The organism is Leeuwenhoekiella sp. A16, assembly GCF_047946675.1.
Taxonomy (GTDB): Bacteria; Bacteroidota; Bacteroidia; order Flavobacteriales; family Flavobacteriaceae; genus Leeuwenhoekiella.
In genome coordinates this window covers 3,695,025-3,712,756 of the sequence record NZ_CP172313.1, presented here as the reverse complement: position 1 = coordinate 3,712,756, position 17,732 = coordinate 3,695,025, and the positions used below count along the sequence as shown (strand labels likewise).

Below are 17,732 nucleotides of genomic sequence, written 5' to 3'. Positions count from 1 at the left end.
TAACATTAAGGTAGTGTACTTCTCACTTTAAAATAGTTGACTACCAGTGCCACTACGTAATTGTAGCTCTGCATGCCGGCCGGCTGATTATTTACTTTTAGAAAATTGCCGTAAAAAGCTTCAAGATATGGTTCTAACGGATTAGTATAAGAAGACCAGAATTCATACGATTGCGCATAGTTTTTTAGTATCCCAATTTTAATCTGTTCTCTAAGTAATTCGCCGGCTTGTGGATTACGCATATATACTTCACTCAGGCAATAGCGCAAGGCAAAAATATAACCGGAGTATTTAAAGTAATTATCTGGATTACTTGTAGTTGCAATTATCCCTATAAAGTTAGCTTCGTTTTCCTTAGCGAAACCCAGCTGATGCCCTTGCTCGTGGCAAGTCACCAGCGGCCATCTGTGAGGAGGTATGAGCCCGTTAATTTGAGCTTCATTAGTTATAGGATTCAAATATCCACTAAAACCCATCACAGATAAGGGATATCTAAAAAGCGAATTTTTAGTGCTTTTAGGGGGATAATCAAGCTTGGGGAACGATTCTTCAACCTGATCATAACCATTTACACTCTCTTTAAAAACTGTAGAAATACTTTGGTCAAAATCAACAGCATTAGAATCAACAGGCTCAAGTAGCGCATGTAATTCGTTAGATCTTTTTATAAGCCGTTGCGTTAGACTTATCAATTGTTCTGTGGTATAATCGTTGTCGATTTTAAGAACCTTGTGCAGCGGCTGCCGGTAATAATTAAATCCCCAGAGTACATGAAAACTTAAGTAAACAAGATTTGTTATAAGCAGCGCTTCGGTTAAGAATTTTAAAAAATTTTTAAAGCGTTTGCGAAAAAGCTTAACGATGGAATAGATGAGGAAAATGATAAGTACAGCATACATTATATCTCCAAATGAAAAAGGAATCCAGCCTAGTACAAATCTGAAAGACTTTGAAATTACCGGGTAAATACCGTTAGAGTAATATTTTTCTACAAATTCAGGATAATGAACCAGGCTTTTTACACCTATAATCTGCAAAATGAAAATTAGCGTATAAATCAGGAGTTTCTTATAGCGCATTTTTCATATTGAAATTAAGTTTCATCGTTTTAATAAACTTGAGATTCTGAAATTACATCTTCATTAGTAATACTTAAATGCCCCGGAAGCTTATTATCTTTGGGCAAAACCGCCAGATAACGATCAAAATTTGAAGTATAGACCAACTTAAAATGTGGTCTTACTTTAAGATCTAACTTGTCTATGATCTCATTAATAAATTCCTGGTGATGTATAAGATCGTTGCTTCCCAAGTGGAAAATACCGTATTTATTCCTGTTTATGATGTAATGTATCTGCTGCGAAAGCTTACGGTCTGTAGTGGTATTCATGATAAGGTGCGGAAAAACCTCTACCTGATCACCATTCATCACCTGAGTTCTAATTTCGCGAACGCGGGGCGAATTTAAACCAAAAACCATGGGCAGTCTTATTATACTGTATTGCTCATCAGGTAATTGTCTAAGTAGAAAATTCTCGCAGCGTATTTTCAGCTTCCCGTATTTACTTTCAGATAAGGTTTTATCAAATTCGTAAGAAGGATAATTTACAAATGCGTCAAAGACATTTGCTGAAGAAAGGTAGATTATATAAGTTCCTGTGCGCAGTGCATAATCTACAAGATCTTCATGCGCATCTATCTGCCCTTCAAAATCACCTCTTATTGCCGAAATAACGATCGTAGGCCGCACTTTATTCAGCAGCTCATAAATGTCATCATTAACCACGTCATAATGCAAGAAATGCTTATTGTCTGAATAAATTCTACCCGTGTGATATGTGCCATACGTATCATAATAGCGGTATAACTCCTTGTAAAGAGAGCTGCCCAGAAAACCGCTGGCACCAAGGATCAATATTTTATGAGATTTTGAAATTGGGGATTCTGTTTAAATTAACTTATGCTTTATAAAATGGCAACTTAACAACGGTCGCCGGTATCGCATTCTTGCGTACTTGTATAAAAATTTTGCTTCCCGGTTTTGAAAATTCTACAGGAACGTAACCCAGACCAATTCCTTTACTTAAAGAAGGTGACATAGTTCCTGAAGTTACTACTCCAATTTTTGCGCCAGATTCATTTATGATATCATAATCGTGACGTGGTATCCCACGCTCATCAAGTTCAAAACCTATTAATTTGCGTTGTGGGCCGTTTTCTTTCTCTTTTTTAAGGTTTTCGCTGTTTACAAAATCTTTTGTGAATTTCGTTATCCAACCTAAACCGGCTTCAATAGGCGAAGTTGTGTCATTAATATCATTACCATACAAGCAATAACCCATTTCAAGACGCAACGTGTCACGAGCCGCCAGGCCAATTGGTTTTATATCAAAAGATTCTCCGGCTTCAAAAATTTTATTCCAAAGTTGTTCTGCGTGTTCATTAGCGCAGTAGATCTCAAAACCGCCACTTCCTGTGTAGCCAGTAGCGCTGATGATTACATGCTCAATTCCTGCAAAAGGAGCTACAACAAAATTATAGAATTTTATGGCAGAAAGATCAGTTTCAGTTAGCGACTGCATCGCCTCAATTGCCTTAGGTCCCTGAATGGCAAGCAGCGAATAGTTATCTGAAATATTTCTAAGCTGAACATCAAACGTATTGTGCTTATTGATCCACTCCCAGTCTTTCTCAATGTTTGAAGCATTCACGACAAGAAGGTATTCATTTTCGCGAATGCGGTAAACGATAAGGTCATCTACAATTCCGCCTTCATCATTTGGTAAACAATTGTACTGCGCACCGCCAACTTCTATTTTAGAAATATCATTACTACATACTTGTTGAAGCAAATCTATCGCCTTATCTCCTGACGCGAGAAATTCGCCCATGTGTGATACATCAAAAACACCCACGCCATTGCGCACGGTTTCATGTTCTGCAATTACGCCCTCATATTGCACAGGCATATTATAACCTGCAAAAGGAACCATTTTTGCACCAAGGGCTTTGTGTATTTCAGTTAAGGCTGTTGACTTCATTTGTGCGTTTTAAGAGAGCACAAATGTATCAAAAACTCAATCAAAAGAAGGATTAACCGCCGATTAAAAATGCCTTAAAACTATCGTAATCGCTTATAGTAATCGCCTTTTTTTCCTTATGCATGACTTCCTGAATTTGCGGTGGAATAGGAATTTCCTGTGGAATTACTTCGCTTACAACCGGTAAGAACTTCACAGGATGAGCGGTTTCTAAGAAAATACCATACACATCAGGATGATCTTCCATGTATTTTTTAAGTCCCAGATAACCTACAGCCCCATGTGGATCTGCAATATATCCTGTCTCGTCAAATATGTCTTTCATCACTTTCTTAGTCTCAGCATCAGAATATGAATAGGAGGTTAGCTTGCGCGAAAGCTCATCAAGGTCGTTATTAAAAAGTTTCTGAATACGAATGAAATTACTGGGATCCCCTACATCCATCGCATTGCTTATTGTCGCTACGGAAGGTTTTGGCTCATATTTACCGGTTTTTAGGTAGTTTGGCACGATATCGTTACTGTTTACCGAAGCTACAAATTGCTTTACCGGCATACCCAGTTTATGGGCCACAATACCTGCACAGATGTTACCAAAATTCCCACTGGGAACTGAAAAAACCAGTTCTTTTCCCTTGATTTTCGCCTGTTTATAGGCAAAAAGGAAATAGAATAATTGAGGTAGCCATCGAGCGATATTGATAGAATTAGCCGAAGTTAACTTACGTTTACCGGTGATTTCTTCATCCAGAAAAGCACGTTTTACCATGCGCTGACAATCATCAAAAACTCCGTCAACTTCAAGAGCTGTAATATTTGCGCCAAGCGTGGTCAACTGTTTTTCCTGAACATCGCTCACTTTACCGGTTGGGTAAAGAATTACAACATCTACGCCTTCTACATTTAAAAAACCTCTTGCTACTGCGCCGCCTGTATCACCACTAGTTGCTACAAGAACGGTTACCGGTTCCTGAGTTTCTTTTTGTGAAGAGAAATAACTCAGGCAACGCGCCATAAATCTTGCGCCAACGTCTTTAAAAGCCATTGTAGGACCATGAAAAAGCTCGAGAGCGGCAATATCTTCTTCAATTTCAACTAACGGAAAATCAAAAGAAAGCACATCTGCTATAATTTCTTTTAACTTATCATCAGGAATGCTCCCTTCTACAAACTGTTTTATCGCTTCAAAAGCGATCTCATTGTTGCTTAAATTCTCAATATTCTTAAAAAAGGAAGCGGGGAGCGGTGTTATACTTTCAGGAAAATACAATCCTTTATCCGGGGCAATTCCTCTTACCACCGCTTCTTCTAAAGCTACTTCCGGCGCCTGGCCATTTAAACTATAATATTGCATATTATGCTATTCTTTTATCCTACAGGTAGGTTATTTTTTATCTATAATGTGATTGCCTGCATGTGAAACCGGTGAGACATAACTATCGGTTTCTAAATTTTTTTCGTTTAAAATGGAAAGTAATTCAAACTCTACATTATTAGCAGTTTCTATCCCTTTACTTAAAGTAAACATTGAAGGACCTGAACCGCTAATTCCAAATGCTATTCCGCCATTTTTCAATGCTGATTCTTTCAATAAATCAAAATGTGGAATAAGGGATTTTCTTGCCGGTTCTATCAAAACATCTTTTGTGCTTTCGCCAATGAGCTTATAATCTTTAAGAAATAATCCGGCTACTAAACCTGCCAGATTACCCGTTTGCTGAATCGCTGAAGAAAGCTCAACCTGTTTGGGTAACAACAGTCGCGCTTCTTTAGTTTTTATCTCGATATGAGGATGAATAATCGTTACATACAAATCATCAGGAAAGGGCAGAGGAACAATCGTTAAAGGATCATAACCTGTTATTAAAGTAAAGCCACCATATAAACATGGCGCTACATTATCTGCATGCTCATTCCCGCTGGCTATGGCTTCGCCTTTCATTCCTAATTGCGTCAATTCAAGATTAGAAAGCGGTTCATCAAGAAACTGATTGATACCGTAAACAATTCCGGCGGCACTGGCAGCGCTGCTTCCTACACCGCTACCCAGTCTTATTTTTTTATGAATTTCAACTTCAAAACCATAATCAAGATCAAGGTGTTCAAGCATTGCTAAACCTGCGACGCCCACTACATTTTCTTTCGCTTCAAGCGGAAGATCTGCACCGGTGATTTTAGTTATAAAAATGCCTTTTTTAGCGACTTTTCGCAACACCATTTCATCTCCTAAACCTTCAAGTGCAAAACCCAAAACATCAAAACCACAATTTACATTTGCTACGGTGGCGGGGGAAAAAACCCGTATTTCTCTCATAATTTGCGGTTAGAAGGTGCGTGTGCGTATGATATCTGAAAATAATCCTGAAGCGGTTACATCACCACCGGCTCCGGCGCCTTTAATTAACAAAGGCTGCTCAGGATAACGATCTGTAAAGAAAAGTACAATGTTGTCTTTACCTTCAAGATTGTAAAAAGGATGTCCCTGCGGAATTTCCTGCAATCCTACGCTTGCTTTACCGTTGTCAAGTTGAGCCACATATTTAAGTCGGCAATTTTTTGCGCTTGCCTCACTTACAAGTTTTTCAAAATGCGCAGCATCTTCTTTCAGTGTTTCAAAAAAGTGCTCTACACTGCCAGAATTCAGGTTTTTTTCGGTTAAAAATGGCTCATTTTTTATGTCTTCCAAATTCATTTTAAGTCCGCTTTCACGAGCTAAAATCAAGATCTTCCGCGCAACATCAACCCCGCTTAAATCAATACGAGGATCTGGTTCTGTAAAACCTTCTGCTTTTGCTTCCTGCACCACATCATGAAAGTTTCCGCCCGGAGCGAAATTATTGAACACAAAATTCAAACTTCCCGAAAGAACCGCCTGTATGCGAGTAACGCGATCTCCGGAAGCGATCAAATTATTCAACGTATCAATTATGGGTAAACCTGCGCCCACATTAGTTTCAAAAAGGAGCGGTGCGTTATAATCTGTGCTAAGCGTTTTAAGCTCCTGATATTTATCAAAGTCGGCTGAACATGCAATTTTATTACATGCGATCACCGCGATACTTTGCTTTAGATATTTATCATAAACCGCCGCAACATCTGCATTTGCGGTAATATCTACAAAAACACTATTGCGCTGGTTAAGCGAAACAATTTTCTCATAATAACCATCAATACTTGCAGGCTCACCTTCGGCTAAAATTTCTTCCCATTTTGAAAGATCAATTCCACCTTCTTTAATTACCATCTGGCGAGAATTACTTAAACCTAAAACCCGAAGATTTACATTGAGTTGTGTTTTTAAATAATCCTGCTGCTGCGAAATCTGTTTTAGCAATCTGCTACCCACATTCCCAACACCGGTAATGAAAAGGTTAAGCTGCTTACGCTGAGCTTCAAAAAACCGCTCGTGAAGGCTGTTTAATGCCTTTTTTACGTCTTTTTCTGCAATTACTGCAGATATGTTCTTTTCGCTGGCACCTTGTGCGATAGCGCGAATATTCACATTGTTCTTACCCAGGGTGCTAAACATTTTACCGCTAATACCCTGATGACTTTTCATTCTGTCGCCTACCAATGCGATAATAGAAAGACCTATTTCCAGCGTAAGCGGATCAATGCGATTTAGAGAGATTTCATTTTGAAATTCTTCATCAACAGCTGTTTTAGCTCGGCCCGCATCTTCTTCCATAACGCCAAGACAAATACTGTGTTCACTGGAGGCTTGTGTAATGAGAATAATGTTTATACCCTGAGCAGAAAGTGTTTCAAACAAGCGTTTGCTAATACCGGGAATTCCTACCATGCCGCCGCCTTCTAACGTAAGCAAGGCGATCTTGCTAATGTTGCTTATTCCTTTAATTGGGTTGCCGGTGTTCTCTTCTTTGTTGTGGATTATCGTTCCGGGCGCATCTGGTTCTAACGTGTTTTTAATAAGAATAGGAATATTCTTGCTCATCACCGGCACAATTGTGGGCGGATAAAGCACTTTAGCGCCAAAATGAGAAAGCTCCATCGCCTCATGATAAGAGATATCTGCGATAGGTTTTGCCTGTTTAACGATCTTGGGATTAGCTGTAAACATACCGCTAACATCTGTGTAGATCTCAAGTTGATCTACACTCAAGCCCGCAGCTACAATTGCAGCTGTAAAATCTGAGCCACCACGACCCAGGGTTGTAGTTTCTCCAGATTCTGAACTGGCAATAAAACCGGGTAATACAGTAATTCTTTGTTTAGCCTTAGTAAAGTAATAGTTTAATTGACTATATGTAACTTTATAATTTACAGATGCTTTTGTATGTTTATTATTTGTCGTAATTAGATCTCGACTATCTTTTTGTTTGGCATCTAAATCTTGCGTATACATCGCTCGTGCAATAATTGAGGACGAAAGAATCTCACCATAAGATAGAAGCTTATCTATAGTTTTAGGTGAAAGTTCATTAATAAGATAAATACCGTATAGCAGTTCGTCAAGTTCTTTTAGCAGAGCTGTAACTTCATCAATTGCTCCCTGATCATCTTGAATTAGCGTTGACGTAAATTCAAGATGTTTTTCTTTAATATGTTGAAAGGTGCTTTTGTACGCTTCATCTTTAGTACTGGCTTCAGTACCTGTTTTCAAAAGTAGATCTGTAATACCACCAATTGCTGAAACTACTACTGCAATTTTCTGCTCTTTAGATGCTTCTGAAACAATTTTTATGACTTGATTGATGTTTTTTACACTTCCTACAGAAGTACCACCAAATTTTAAAACACGCATAGCTTATGTGTTGTAAATGAATTTAATATGAGAATTTTTCGTGTAAACGAAACAGATGTGAAAGTTATATGTTTTTTGTATACCCCAAAGGGGTAATAATAATGAAAGCTTGCGTGCTAAATGTAGCAGCGCCAGTAGAGATTATTGTATTTAGAATAGCCTTCATTGTTGAATGATGTTGCCTTCAAAAGTATTATTTTTACGGGGATAGACAAGACTTTTGGTCCATTTTTAGGGATTTATCAGCGTTTATCATTTAAACAGATTTTTTATTAATGAAACGTAAATTCCTGTTATTTCATTGCGAATTATTCAAACAATTAAACACAAAACATGAAAATATTTAGCCAGAAGCAAATATATGAAGCAGATAAAGCAACACTAGCAAAGGAGAATATTCCTTCTATAAATCTTATGGAGCGTGCCGGCGGTTATGCCTTTAACTGGATCGATCAACGCCTGCAGGGCGGCGCGGTGCCTATTAAAGTATTTTGTGGAATAGGGAATAATGGTGGCGACGGACTTGTAATCGCAAGAAATCTAATTGAGAAAGGTTACAACGTAAAAACCTATATCGTTAATTACAGCGATCATCGTTCTAAAGATTTTCTATTGGCTTATGACCGCTTAAAGCAGCAAACAAAAAACTGGCCAGAAGTCATAAAAATCGGTCAGGATATACCAGAAATCGGAAGTACAGATCTGGTTATTGATGCACTTTTTGGTATAGGTTATAATCGCCCTGTAGATAAATGGGTACATGCACTTTATGAGCGCATTAATAATTCTGGAGCTTATATTCTATCTATTGATATTCCATCAGGTTTATATATGGATAAAGTGCCGGGAGAAGATGAAGTATTTATACAACCAACGACGGTGCTTACTTTTCAGTTTCCAAAACTCATTTTTTTCTTACCACAAACCGGTAAATATATTGACAACTGGACGGTTATAGATATTGGGCTTGACGCCGAATATATGGCAACTACACCCACAAATATTGAGCTCATAGACAAATTTGAAGCTCAACAGATGTACAGGCCTAAAACAAAATTCTCACATAAAGGTACAAACGGTCATAGTCTTATAATAGGCGGTAGTTATGGTAAAATGGGTTCAGTCACCATGTCTGCAAAAGCATGTTTACATTCTGGCAGCGGGCTGGTAACTGCTTTTGTACCTGCACTTGGTGTAGATATCATGCAAACCGCATTTCCTGAAGCAATGGTTGTAGCAGACAGACATCGCGGTAAATACCTGGAGGAAATAGATTTTGAACTTGATCCTGATGTGATCGGGATTGGTATGGGCATGGGGACAGAAGGTCAAACCATTAAAGCATTTGGAGATTTTCTAAAGTCAAACAAAAAACCGCTGGTGGTTGACGCTGATGCGCTGAATATTTTGGCTAAAAATCCCGATTTTCTGCAATATTTACCCAATAAATCTATTTTAACTCCGCACCCTAAAGAGCTTGAAAGATTGATAGGTGAGTGGGAAGATGATTTTGATAAACTTGAGAAAGCTAAACAATTTGCAAAAGAGCATGACATTGTTCTCGTAATAAAAGGTGCGCATACTATTACGGTTTACGATAACAAGCTTTATATCAACAATACCGGCAACCCCGGTATGGGAACTGCAGGAGCCGGCGATGTGCTTACCGGTGTAATTACTGGTTTAGTGGCACAACAATACGATCCTCTTCATGCGGCGATATTTGGAGTTTATTTGCATGGCAGAGCCGGCGATATCGCTATAAGTCATACCAGTTATGAGAGTTTAATTGCCGGTAATCTTGTTGAGTTTCTTGGGCAGGCGTTTGTTGACTTGTTTAAAAAACCAGAACAGCCTCAAATGGCACAATAAGTTTGCTTTTAGCGAAATGAGATATTTCTTTATAATCTTCGTGCTTTGTAGTGCGTCAATGTTTGGGCAGGCGAGTGGCTGTACAGATTCACTTGCTTCAAATTATGACGCTTCTGCGAAAGAAAATGATGGCAGCTGTATTTATGCAGAAGTTATCGCTAAACCGGAAACTTTTGTTACTCTGCCTAAAAGCGTGAATGAAACTTCTGGCCTAATTGCATTTAATGGTCATTTATTGACGCATAATGATGGCAACGATTCCCATCTTTATGAGCTTGATACATTAACGGGTGCAATCTCGCATACGTATACTTTAAACGGCTTTAAAAATGTAGATTGGGAAGATATCACTCAGGACGATAATTACATCTATTTAGGCGATTTTGGCAATAATTACACCGGTATTAGGAAGGATCTTAAGATCCTTAAAATTAGCAAAACCTCTCTTTTAAAAGATGATCCCGAGGTAGAGGTAATAAATTTTAAATATCCAGATCAGGAAGCTTTCGCGAAAGCTGCACCTAACACAACAGATTTTGACTGCGAGGCATTTGTGATTAAAGACGAGAAGATCTACTTATTTACAAAACAATGGACCAAAACCGGAACGGCAATTTATGAGCTGCCCATTTTGCCGGGAAGTTATACCGCAGCGTTTAAAACCACCTTTCCCATTAATGGTCTGGTCACGGGCGCAACTTATGTAAAAGCAAAAAACATATTGCTACTTTGCGGGTACAGTAAGTCGCTCGAGCCTTTTATTTATATCTGCTCCCAGTTTAAAAACAATGTCTTTTCAGGAAATAAGCGTAAGATTAAGCTGGCTCTTCCTTTTCATCAGGTAGAAGGTATTACTTCTCTTGATGGAAAGCGAATTTATGTAAGTAATGAAAGCCTCGTGAAAAAACCATTTGCCAATATACCTGCGCAAATGCACGTTTTTGATCTTAAAAACTGGATTAACTACTAAGAAGCGGTTTTAGAATCTATCTTATAATTGCTGATTTTAAGGTAGATTTTACCGGTTTTTACCTCTTTTGAGCGGTATTTTTCTTTGTCAACATCTGCTTCTTTTCCCATATAGCGCAAGGGTAATCGCATGCGTTCTACTTCAAAATCAACTTCTACATCGCTGGGCAAGATATCGTCTTTTTTGGCGTAAGCCATCTTTACCGTGTAGGCGCCGTCTTTTTTAGTATTTATGCGAGATTCTGAAATTCTTTTATTGATCGTGTCAAGTAGAAGTGTAGCGATAGAAAAATCTGCCCGGTCATCTGTGGGAATAATATTTATCATTTTATAATTCTCACCATTTCTCTCCTCCATACCGCGATCTACCGTTATGAAATCATATTTAAAGATTTCGTTTAAAGGTAAATCTAATCCGCGTTTGGGAATAAGTACAAAATCTTCAGAATTCACTTGTAGGTCTTTGCCGCGTTCATAGGTGATTTCAGCATGTTTTTGAGGCATATTTATAAATGAAATGTCTACGGTCATTTCCAGATCTGCTGTAAATTGATTTACGACATCAAGTTTTTCTTTAATCTCAAGCAGATTGTTATCGATCGTCTGTGACCAGGAAAAACAACCCGTTAAAATCAAAATACAAAGACTAATCACTCTTATCATCCTACATCTTGTTTATTGAAAATAAAAATACCAATTGCTACGCTTACAATTGAGTAAGCCAGTAAAATAAGGCAATTGCTGTAAATGAGTTGCCACGGAATATCATAATAGAAAAGGTACTGCCAGGTATCGTTTAATTTAAAAAACAAAAAACGGTCCAGAATTTCATTACCAAAATCAACTTTAAGCAACATGTTAGATATTATGAGAAATAGAGCCGATATTATCCATGTTTTGGTCGATTCTTTAAAAATGACAGCAAGCGTTAAACTCACTACAGAAAAGAAAATCATAGAGAAAGTTCCGCATAAAAAAGCCCATAAAATTCGGCTAAAAGCTTCCTTATTGCTAAAAAAATTAAGCGTGTCGAGATAAACAATAAGATCACCCTTCCCAAAGATGGTATAGGAGAATAACATTGCAGAAAAGGCCAAAAAGAACACAGTAAGTAGTGTAAAAGCTATGGCTACAAGATATTTGCTCAACAGGAATTTCCATTTTGAAACGGGTTGCAGCATTACAGACTGTATCGTATTGTCTTTATATTCTGCGGTAAGCATCCCGGAAATCACGATCATGAGAATCAATGGCAGGTGAAACCAAAGCGTATTAAGAATAAGATAAACAAGCAGGTTGCCATTAAGCAGATTACCTTCAAAATAGAAAGACTGTTTTAGATTGTCGAGAAGAATATCAATAATACTGCTGCCCTGATAATACGCGCTAAAAAGCACGATGATCTCAATTATAAAAATGGCTAACAAGGCGTAGTACGTTTTGCCCTGTTTAAACATTTTATACGTTTCTGCCCAGATCAATTCTTTCATTCTGCAGTAGCTTGAAAGAGGTTTTTCATATCAATTACCGGCGTACAGGATGTGATTAAGATATCTTCTTGATGTAATTCTTGTAGAAGACCGGGTATTTTAGCTGTAGCGAAAGCCACTTTTGCGCAATTGCCGCTTATTTCTGCATTGAGTTTTTTAAGCGTTTTAGATTTTTCAATATTCAAAGCACAAATTAAATATTCTGAAGTATTTGCCTGAATGATCGCCTGTGTGGGACCAGATCGTAAGATCTTTCCTTTTTCAATAACAAATAATTTTTGACTCACACGGCTTAACTCTTCAATAATATGAGAGGATATTAAAATCGCCAGCCTATCTTCTGCTGCCAGTTTTGCAATTAATGTGCGCAATGAAGCAATACCTAGCGGATCAAGACCAGAAAAAGGCTCATCAAGAATTAAACATTCTGGATTGTTAAGCAACGCAATTGCAATACCCAGACGTTGTTTCATACCCATAGAAAAATTGCGCACAGCATCTTTACGATCTAAGGGCAAACCAACTTTCTCCAGATAATTTTGAAGCGATAATTTGTCTACAGCAGCTCCCTGAATTTTCGCGAATAATCTTAGGTTTTCATAGGCATTTAAAAACTCGTATAACGCCGGTTTTTCTATGATTCCGCCAATAGGTTTTTTGCTTTTACTGTGAATTTTATAGCTTCCTGAATCTGCCTTGAGCAATCCTAGCAAGATTTTAAATAACGTAGTTTTTCCTGCGCCATTAGCGCCCAGAAGTCCACAAATTTCTCCTTTTTCACAATTCAAAGAAACAGTATCGAGTACCTTATTACCAGAATAAGATTTACTAAGATTGATAGCTTCTATCATACAGAAAGTTGAAATTGCAATTTTCTAAAATCAAATTGAGACTCGTATGATTTTTCTAAAAAAGTACGTTTCCAGAAGTATTTTTTAAAGAGAAAAAGCGGGTCTTTTACCATAAAAAACGGCACATAATGATACCATTTTATGCCCATTTTTTCATAATGGTATTTTACCTGATCGCCCATACCCAATTCTGTTGCAGCTACTTCTGTAGCCATTCTCTGGCATTTTGACCCCGCAAACTGGTTTGCAATTCTTGGTCTAAAACCATGGAGGTAAAAAAGATCTTTAGCACGTTTATAATTCTGGTAGCGCGACCAGCCATCCATAATTACAAGAAAAATATGAATGAATGAAAAGAAGAAACACCAGCACCAGAATGCAATATGCAGAATAGACGAGTAGTAAATCGCTTTGTAAAGATGCCAGCCGTAAAATAATGACTCTGCAATAAACAGCAACAACGCATAATACAACAGCCTGCCTACACGTAAATAGGAAATGGCAGGATGCGGTTGTATAGGCAGTTGTTTAATGCTCACAAAATTTATGATTGGGATTTAAATATAGAATTTTATAACTAAAACTAATTGAATTTTAGTATAAATGAAAAATACAGTAGGCCCAAAATCGGTTAAAAAATCTAAAAATCAGCTTTTTGAGAACAGAAATCGCAATCCCATTTTTGATAGCATTCTTTTTTCAAATTCATAAAAGAAATTAAATTGACCAAAGAGCCAAGCGAAAACTAATAATAAAATTTGATAGAGTGGGAAGATAATGATAATGCGTAGCGGCCAATATATAAAGCCCGAAATTTCATCACTTCCTATACCTAAAAAATCCATAACGGGATGTGAAATCCTTCCCGCCGTAGAACCAGTAATTGCGAAGACAATAAATATTGCAATGTATTCCCACCGCGCATTCACCTTCCAGCGATTTTTAAGTTTCCTGAAAAAGAATAAACTCAGCAGAATTATTATATATCCTATAATTAGAGACAGCGCTACAAGAAGAAATAGTGTGGTCGTATCACTTATAGCTTCTGCGAAAAAATTACGAGCAATTAGATAGCCGCAGCCCATTGACAATAATATACCCAATACAGGAAATAAAAGTTGCCAATTGTGGGTTATTTCCCATTTTTCTTTGAAATTTTTCACTCGCTAAATATACAATTATTTAGAATGAGTCAAAATAAAATTCATCAGATACGAGTGGGAACACTAAATTTCTGATTGTACTTTCTGCTGAAGAAAACAAAGTAATTATACAGTTTATAATTAACCTCATACCCATAATCTGTGTTACGGTCATAATCTATTTGCCAGGGATAAAGATCTGGATTGTAGCGCTGTGGTTGTAAAACCCTTTGATTATAATCTATTACCAAGAATTGGTTTTTATTTTCCAGATAATTCTGTGAATAATAACCTTCAGGTTTAGCAAGTGAATTAAGAAAAGTAGAAAAACCAGGTTCGATTATGATGATCTCATACTCTAAACTATCGTTTGCAATTCTCACCGTATCATTTGTGCTTGCAGTGCTTTCAAGATCCTTAGATTTTGTGGTTGCACAGCTATAGACAAAAATGAGGGCCAGTGCCAGATAAAGAATATTTTTCATCGCTTTTCTTTTTTTAAAGTTACAAAACTGTTCTCTAAAAAGAATCATAAATCATATTAGGCAGTTATAAATGGGTGTAAAAGCTAACGCGAAAAATTAAAAAAGCCGCTCAGTGGCGGCTTAGTCAATAAAGATTTGAAGTTCTTCAATTTTATTTTCCAAAAAGTCCGCCCAGCATTCCACCAAGTCCGCCTTTCTTTTGTCCTGAAGCTGCACCTAAAACCATACCTGCTACGTCATCAAGCACACTACCGTCACCGTCTGCATCGATAAGGCTGGCAATTAAACTTTGATTTTGTTGTGGTTGACCGCCTAACATGCTACCTAATAATGAACCCAGGTCGTTAGAATCACTCACATTATTTTGTCTTGTTTGTTTACCAAGAACACTAAGAAGAACAGGAGCTGCTATTTTTAGTATTTGAGCAATACTACCAGTGTCTAGCCCAGATTTCTGACTTAATGCATTCTCAACTGCGGGTTGTTTACCACCTAAAACATGACCTAATATACCAGCGCCATCCTGCATAAGATCTTTATTAACACCGCCGCCTAATACACTGCCAAGATTATCAAGCAGACTACCATCGTGCTTTGAAGATAAGGCTCCTAATAGCCCAGCTGCACCTTGCGGAGTCTGTGCATTCTTTTTCATTGCCCCCATAAGTAATGGCAAAGCCATACTTAAAACGTCAGCGGTTTGGTTTTCAGAAGCGCCGGTTTCGGCACTAGCACCGCTAATGAGTTGCTTACCTACATTGCTACTTAATAAATCTAATAATCCAGACATTTGTATCTTTTTATTTGTTAGAGTACTAAAATTACGAATTTATAATCAAGTGTTTTCTTAGTTCGAGAAATCTCGCTTTAAACGCAAAAAATCGGGTAAAAGACCCGATTTTTTGGATAAACTATAAACGATTTTTATTTTAATAAACTTTTAATCTGATCTGCAAGTTCTGTACCTATACGATCCTGAGCTTCATTTGTTGCTGCACCAATATGTGGAGAAAGTGAAACTTTGTTATTCATAAGCACTTTTACGGCAGGTGTAGGTTCGTTTTCAAAAACATCAAGACCTGCAAAAGCTAATTTACCAGACTCAAGAGCATCAATAAGCGCAACCTCGTCTACAACACCGCCACGTGCAGCATTTACAAGACCAGCGCCATCTTTCATCAGGGTAAGTTCTGCTTTACCTATTACATATTCTTTTTGAGCAGGAACGTGAAGGGTGATAAAATCTGCTTGCTTTATAACGTCTTCTTTAGACTCGCTTTTTAATTTAAAAGAAACTGATTGCCCGTCGTAAAAGCTAAGTGCAACTTCGGCTTCATCTATAAAAGGATCAAAAAAGACCACTTTCATACCTACACCTAAAGCAACTTTTGCTGTAGCCTGGCCTATACGGCCAAAACCAAGAACACCAAGAGTTTTACCACTAAGTTCTACGCCTTTGGCGTAAGCTTTCTTAAGATCTTTAAATTTAGAATCGCCGTCAAGTGGCATATTTCTGTTAGCATCGTATAAGAAACGTACTCCTGCAAAAAGATGCGCAAAAACCAGTTCTGCCACAGAAGCAGAAGAAGATGCCGGTGTGTTTATAACATGCAGTCCCTTACTTTTTGCATATTCTACGTCAATATTGTCCATGCCTACACCACCGCGTCCTATTAATTTAAGTCCCGGGCAAGCATCTATAAGTTCTTTGCGTGCTGTTGTAGCACTGCGCACAAGAAGTGCATCAATATTGTTTTCGTTTATGAAATTTACTAATTGCTCCTGAGCAACTTTTGTAGTGATCACTTCAAAACCTGCTGCTTCAAGAGCATCTATACCAGACTGAGAAATTCCGTCGTTAGCTAATATTTTCATTAATCTTTATATTTTATATTCTTAATTAAAGGATGAATTATGCTTTGCGTTCTAATTCACTCATCACATCAACAAGAGTTCCTACGCTCTTTAAGCTTAATGCATTGTACATAGAAGCTCTGTAACCACCTACACTTCTATGACCGTTAAGACCATTAATACCGGCTTCTTTAAGCATAGTATCAAAAGTTTCTTTTAAATTATCTTCTATAATATTAAAAGTTGCGTTCATGTTAGAGCGGTCTTCTATTGCTGAAAAACCTTTAAAAAGCGGGTTGATATCTATTTCTGAATAGATCAGTTTTGCTTTCTTATCATTCTCTTCCTGAATACCGCTAATGCCTCCCTGACCTTTTAACCATCTTAGTGTAAGTAATGAAACGTATACTGCAAAAACTGGCGGAGTATTAAACATACTTCCTTTGCTTATATGCGTTGCATAATCAAGCATTGAAGGTATCTTACGAGTCACTTTGCCTAAAATATCTTCATCAATAACAACAAGGGTTGTACCTGCAGGACCCATGTTCTTTTGAGCGCCGGCATAAATAAGTTCAAATTTGCTGAAATCAAGCTCGCGAGAAAATATATCACTACTCATATCTGCCACAAGGGGGCAATCTACATCTGGAAAGTTTTTTATCTGCGTTCCAAAAATTGTATTATTACTCGTTACATGCAGGTAATCAAGATCTTTAGGAATGGTATAACCTTTAGGAATGTAGTTGTAATTTTTATCTTTAGAAGAAGCTACTTCTACCACTTCACCAAAGAATTTAGCTTCTTTAAGTGCTTTATCGCTCCATGTACCTGTATTTAAATACCCAGCTTTGTTCTCTAGCAGGTTATAGGCAGTCATTACAAACTGAAGACTTGCGCCTCCTTGTAAAAATAACGCCTTATAGCCTTTGCCCTGAAGACCAAGAAGCTCTAATGCAAGCTCTCGTGCTTCTTCCATCACATCTACAAAATCTTTGCTGCGATGCGATATCTCTATAAGAGACAAATCTAGATTGTTAAAATTCAGTATAGCTTCTGATGCTTGTTTAAGCACCTCTTGTGGTAATGCACAGGGACCTGCGCTGAAGTTGTGTTTTTTCATCTGTTTGTTTAGTTTTTCGGTCAGATGTTCTATTAAAAATTTAAGAGGTAAAAATTAAGATTTTTCATGTAGTTAATCACCTGAAAGTTCATCTCATTCTTTAAAGAAAATTGGCCTTAAAAATCAATGCAAAGATGCCC

General features: G+C 37.5%; 17 protein-coding genes. 2 read left to right on the top strand and 15 right to left on the bottom strand.

What is annotated here, in order from left to right; translation table 11 throughout:
* Positions 1-5 precede the first annotated feature (5 nt).
* The 6 genes from ACH3O9_RS16255 to thrA are packed head-to-tail and all read right to left on the bottom strand — an operon-like array spanning position 6 to position 7,806.
* Positions 6-1,079: a DUF3810 domain-containing protein gene (locus ACH3O9_RS16255; RefSeq protein ID WP_416442206.1), complete on the bottom strand. Its 1,074-nt coding sequence runs from the start codon at positions 1,077-1,079 to the stop codon at positions 6-8.
* 29 nt (positions 1,080-1,108) lie between these two features.
* A complete protein-coding gene (locus ACH3O9_RS16250; protein WP_416442205.1) occupies positions 1,109-1,915 on the bottom strand; it encodes a sugar nucleotide-binding protein in 807 nt (268 codons plus the stop codon).
* A 43-nt stretch (positions 1,916-1,958) separates the two neighbouring features.
* Positions 1,959-3,041 carry a glycine cleavage system aminomethyltransferase GcvT gene (gcvT, locus tag ACH3O9_RS16245; protein WP_416442204.1) on the bottom strand — a complete coding sequence of 361 codons (1,083 nt, stop codon included), beginning with the start codon at positions 3,039-3,041 and terminating at the stop codon, positions 1,959-1,961.
* Positions 3,042-3,093: 52 nt separating this feature from the next.
* On the bottom strand, positions 3,094-4,395 hold the full coding sequence (thrC, locus tag ACH3O9_RS16240; protein WP_416442203.1) for a threonine synthase: 1,302 nt from the start codon (positions 4,393-4,395) through the stop codon (positions 3,094-3,096).
* 30 nt (positions 4,396-4,425) lie between these two features.
* Positions 4,426-5,355, bottom strand: coding sequence for a homoserine kinase (locus ACH3O9_RS16235; protein ID WP_416442202.1), 930 nt, complete (start codon positions 5,353-5,355; stop codon positions 4,426-4,428).
* A gap of 9 nt (positions 5,356-5,364) precedes the next feature.
* A complete protein-coding gene (thrA, locus tag ACH3O9_RS16230; RefSeq protein ID WP_416442201.1) occupies positions 5,365-7,806 on the bottom strand; it encodes a bifunctional aspartate kinase/homoserine dehydrogenase I in 2,442 nt (813 codons plus the stop codon).
* A 333-nt stretch (positions 7,807-8,139) separates the two neighbouring features.
* Between thrA and ACH3O9_RS16225 the strand changes: the two genes are divergently transcribed.
* Positions 8,140-9,678: an NAD(P)H-hydrate dehydratase gene (locus ACH3O9_RS16225; RefSeq protein ID WP_416442200.1), complete on the top strand. Its 1,539-nt coding sequence runs from the start codon at positions 8,140-8,142 to the stop codon at positions 9,676-9,678.
* A gap of 16 nt (positions 9,679-9,694) precedes the next feature.
* On the top strand, positions 9,695-10,648 hold the full coding sequence (locus tag ACH3O9_RS16220) for a T9SS C-terminal target domain-containing protein (protein ID WP_416442199.1): 954 nt from the start codon (positions 9,695-9,697) through the stop codon (positions 10,646-10,648).
* On the opposite strand, the gene ACH3O9_RS16215 is transcribed toward ACH3O9_RS16220, so the two are convergent.
* The 9 genes from ACH3O9_RS16215 to serC all read right to left on the bottom strand — a co-directional run bounded on the left by ACH3O9_RS16215 (position 10,645) and on the right by serC (position 17,592).
* Positions 10,645-11,310: a hypothetical protein gene (locus ACH3O9_RS16215; protein ID WP_416442198.1), complete on the bottom strand. Its 666-nt coding sequence runs from the start codon at positions 11,308-11,310 to the stop codon at positions 10,645-10,647. The genes ACH3O9_RS16220 and ACH3O9_RS16215 overlap by 4 nt on opposite strands.
* Positions 11,307-12,137: an ABC transporter permease gene (locus tag ACH3O9_RS16210; protein ID WP_416442197.1), complete on the bottom strand. Its 831-nt coding sequence runs from the start codon at positions 12,135-12,137 to the stop codon at positions 11,307-11,309. The genes ACH3O9_RS16215 and ACH3O9_RS16210 overlap by 4 nt, the downstream gene beginning before the upstream one ends.
* On the bottom strand, positions 12,134-12,988 hold the full coding sequence (locus ACH3O9_RS16205) for an ABC transporter ATP-binding protein (RefSeq protein ID WP_416442196.1): 855 nt from the start codon (positions 12,986-12,988) through the stop codon (positions 12,134-12,136). The genes ACH3O9_RS16210 and ACH3O9_RS16205 overlap by 4 nt, the downstream gene beginning before the upstream one ends.
* On the bottom strand, positions 12,985-13,527 hold the full coding sequence (locus tag ACH3O9_RS16200; RefSeq protein WP_416442195.1) for a hypothetical protein: 543 nt from the start codon (positions 13,525-13,527) through the stop codon (positions 12,985-12,987). The genes ACH3O9_RS16205 and ACH3O9_RS16200 overlap by 4 nt, the downstream gene beginning before the upstream one ends.
* Positions 13,528-13,635: 108 nt before the next feature.
* The gene (locus ACH3O9_RS16195; protein ID WP_416442194.1) at positions 13,636-14,151 is read right to left on the bottom strand and encodes a DUF6787 family protein; all 516 of its coding nucleotides are present in this window, start codon (positions 14,149-14,151) and stop codon (positions 13,636-13,638) included.
* 44 nt (positions 14,152-14,195) lie between these two features.
* Positions 14,196-14,615: a DUF6146 family protein gene (locus tag ACH3O9_RS16190; RefSeq protein ID WP_416442193.1), complete on the bottom strand. Its 420-nt coding sequence runs from the start codon at positions 14,613-14,615 to the stop codon at positions 14,196-14,198.
* Between the two features lie 151 nt (positions 14,616-14,766).
* Positions 14,767-15,405 (bottom strand): DUF937 domain-containing protein, encoded by a 639-nt coding sequence (locus ACH3O9_RS16185; RefSeq protein ID WP_416442192.1) that lies wholly within the window; start codon positions 15,403-15,405, stop codon positions 14,767-14,769.
* A 134-nt stretch (positions 15,406-15,539) separates the two neighbouring features.
* A complete protein-coding gene (locus tag ACH3O9_RS16180; RefSeq protein WP_416442191.1) occupies positions 15,540-16,490 on the bottom strand; it encodes a D-2-hydroxyacid dehydrogenase in 951 nt (316 codons plus the stop codon).
* Positions 16,491-16,527: 37 nt separating this feature from the next.
* Positions 16,528-17,592, bottom strand: coding sequence for a 3-phosphoserine/phosphohydroxythreonine transaminase (serC, locus tag ACH3O9_RS16175; protein WP_416442190.1), 1,065 nt, complete (start codon positions 17,590-17,592; stop codon positions 16,528-16,530).
* Positions 17,593-17,732: the final 140 nt, after the last annotated feature.

What these genes read in the sequence shown, in the direction of transcription:
- ACH3O9_RS16255 (WP_416442206.1), bottom strand. Translation starts at nt 1,079, where the DNA reads ATGCGCTATAAGAAACTCCTGATTTATACGCTAATTTTCATTTTGCAG.
- gcvT (WP_416442204.1), bottom strand. Translation starts at nt 3,041, where the DNA reads ATGAAGTCAACAGCCTTAACTGAAATACACAAAGCCCTTGGTGCAAAA.
- thrC (WP_416442203.1), bottom strand. Translation starts at nt 4,395, where the DNA reads ATGCAATATTATAGTTTAAATGGCCAGGCGCCGGAAGTAGCTTTAGAA.
- ACH3O9_RS16235 (WP_416442202.1), bottom strand. Translation starts at nt 5,355, where the DNA reads ATGAGAGAAATACGGGTTTTTTCCCCCGCCACCGTAGCAAATGTAAAT.
- thrA (WP_416442201.1), bottom strand. Translation starts at nt 7,806, where the DNA reads ATGCGTGTTTTAAAATTTGGTGGTACTTCTGTAGGAAGTGTAAAAAAC.
- ACH3O9_RS16225 (WP_416442200.1), top strand. Translation starts at nt 8,140, where the DNA reads ATGAAAATATTTAGCCAGAAGCAAATATATGAAGCAGATAAAGCAACA.
- ACH3O9_RS16220 (WP_416442199.1), top strand. Translation starts at nt 9,695, where the DNA reads ATGAGATATTTCTTTATAATCTTCGTGCTTTGTAGTGCGTCAATGTTT.
- ACH3O9_RS16215 (WP_416442198.1), bottom strand. Translation starts at nt 11,310, where the DNA reads ATGATAAGAGTGATTAGTCTTTGTATTTTGATTTTAACGGGTTGTTTT.
- ACH3O9_RS16210 (WP_416442197.1), bottom strand. Translation starts at nt 12,137, where the DNA reads ATGAAAGAATTGATCTGGGCAGAAACGTATAAAATGTTTAAACAGGGC.
- ACH3O9_RS16205 (WP_416442196.1), bottom strand. Translation starts at nt 12,988, where the DNA reads ATGATAGAAGCTATCAATCTTAGTAAATCTTATTCTGGTAATAAGGTA.
- ACH3O9_RS16190 (WP_416442193.1), bottom strand. Translation starts at nt 14,615, where the DNA reads ATGAAAAATATTCTTTATCTGGCACTGGCCCTCATTTTTGTCTATAGC.
- ACH3O9_RS16185 (WP_416442192.1), bottom strand. Translation starts at nt 15,405, where the DNA reads ATGTCTGGATTATTAGATTTATTAAGTAGCAATGTAGGTAAGCAACTC.
- ACH3O9_RS16180 (WP_416442191.1), bottom strand. Translation starts at nt 16,490, where the DNA reads ATGAAAATATTAGCTAACGACGGAATTTCTCAGTCTGGTATAGATGCT.
- serC (WP_416442190.1), bottom strand. Translation starts at nt 17,592, where the DNA reads ATGAAAAAACACAACTTCAGCGCAGGTCCCTGTGCATTACCACAAGAG.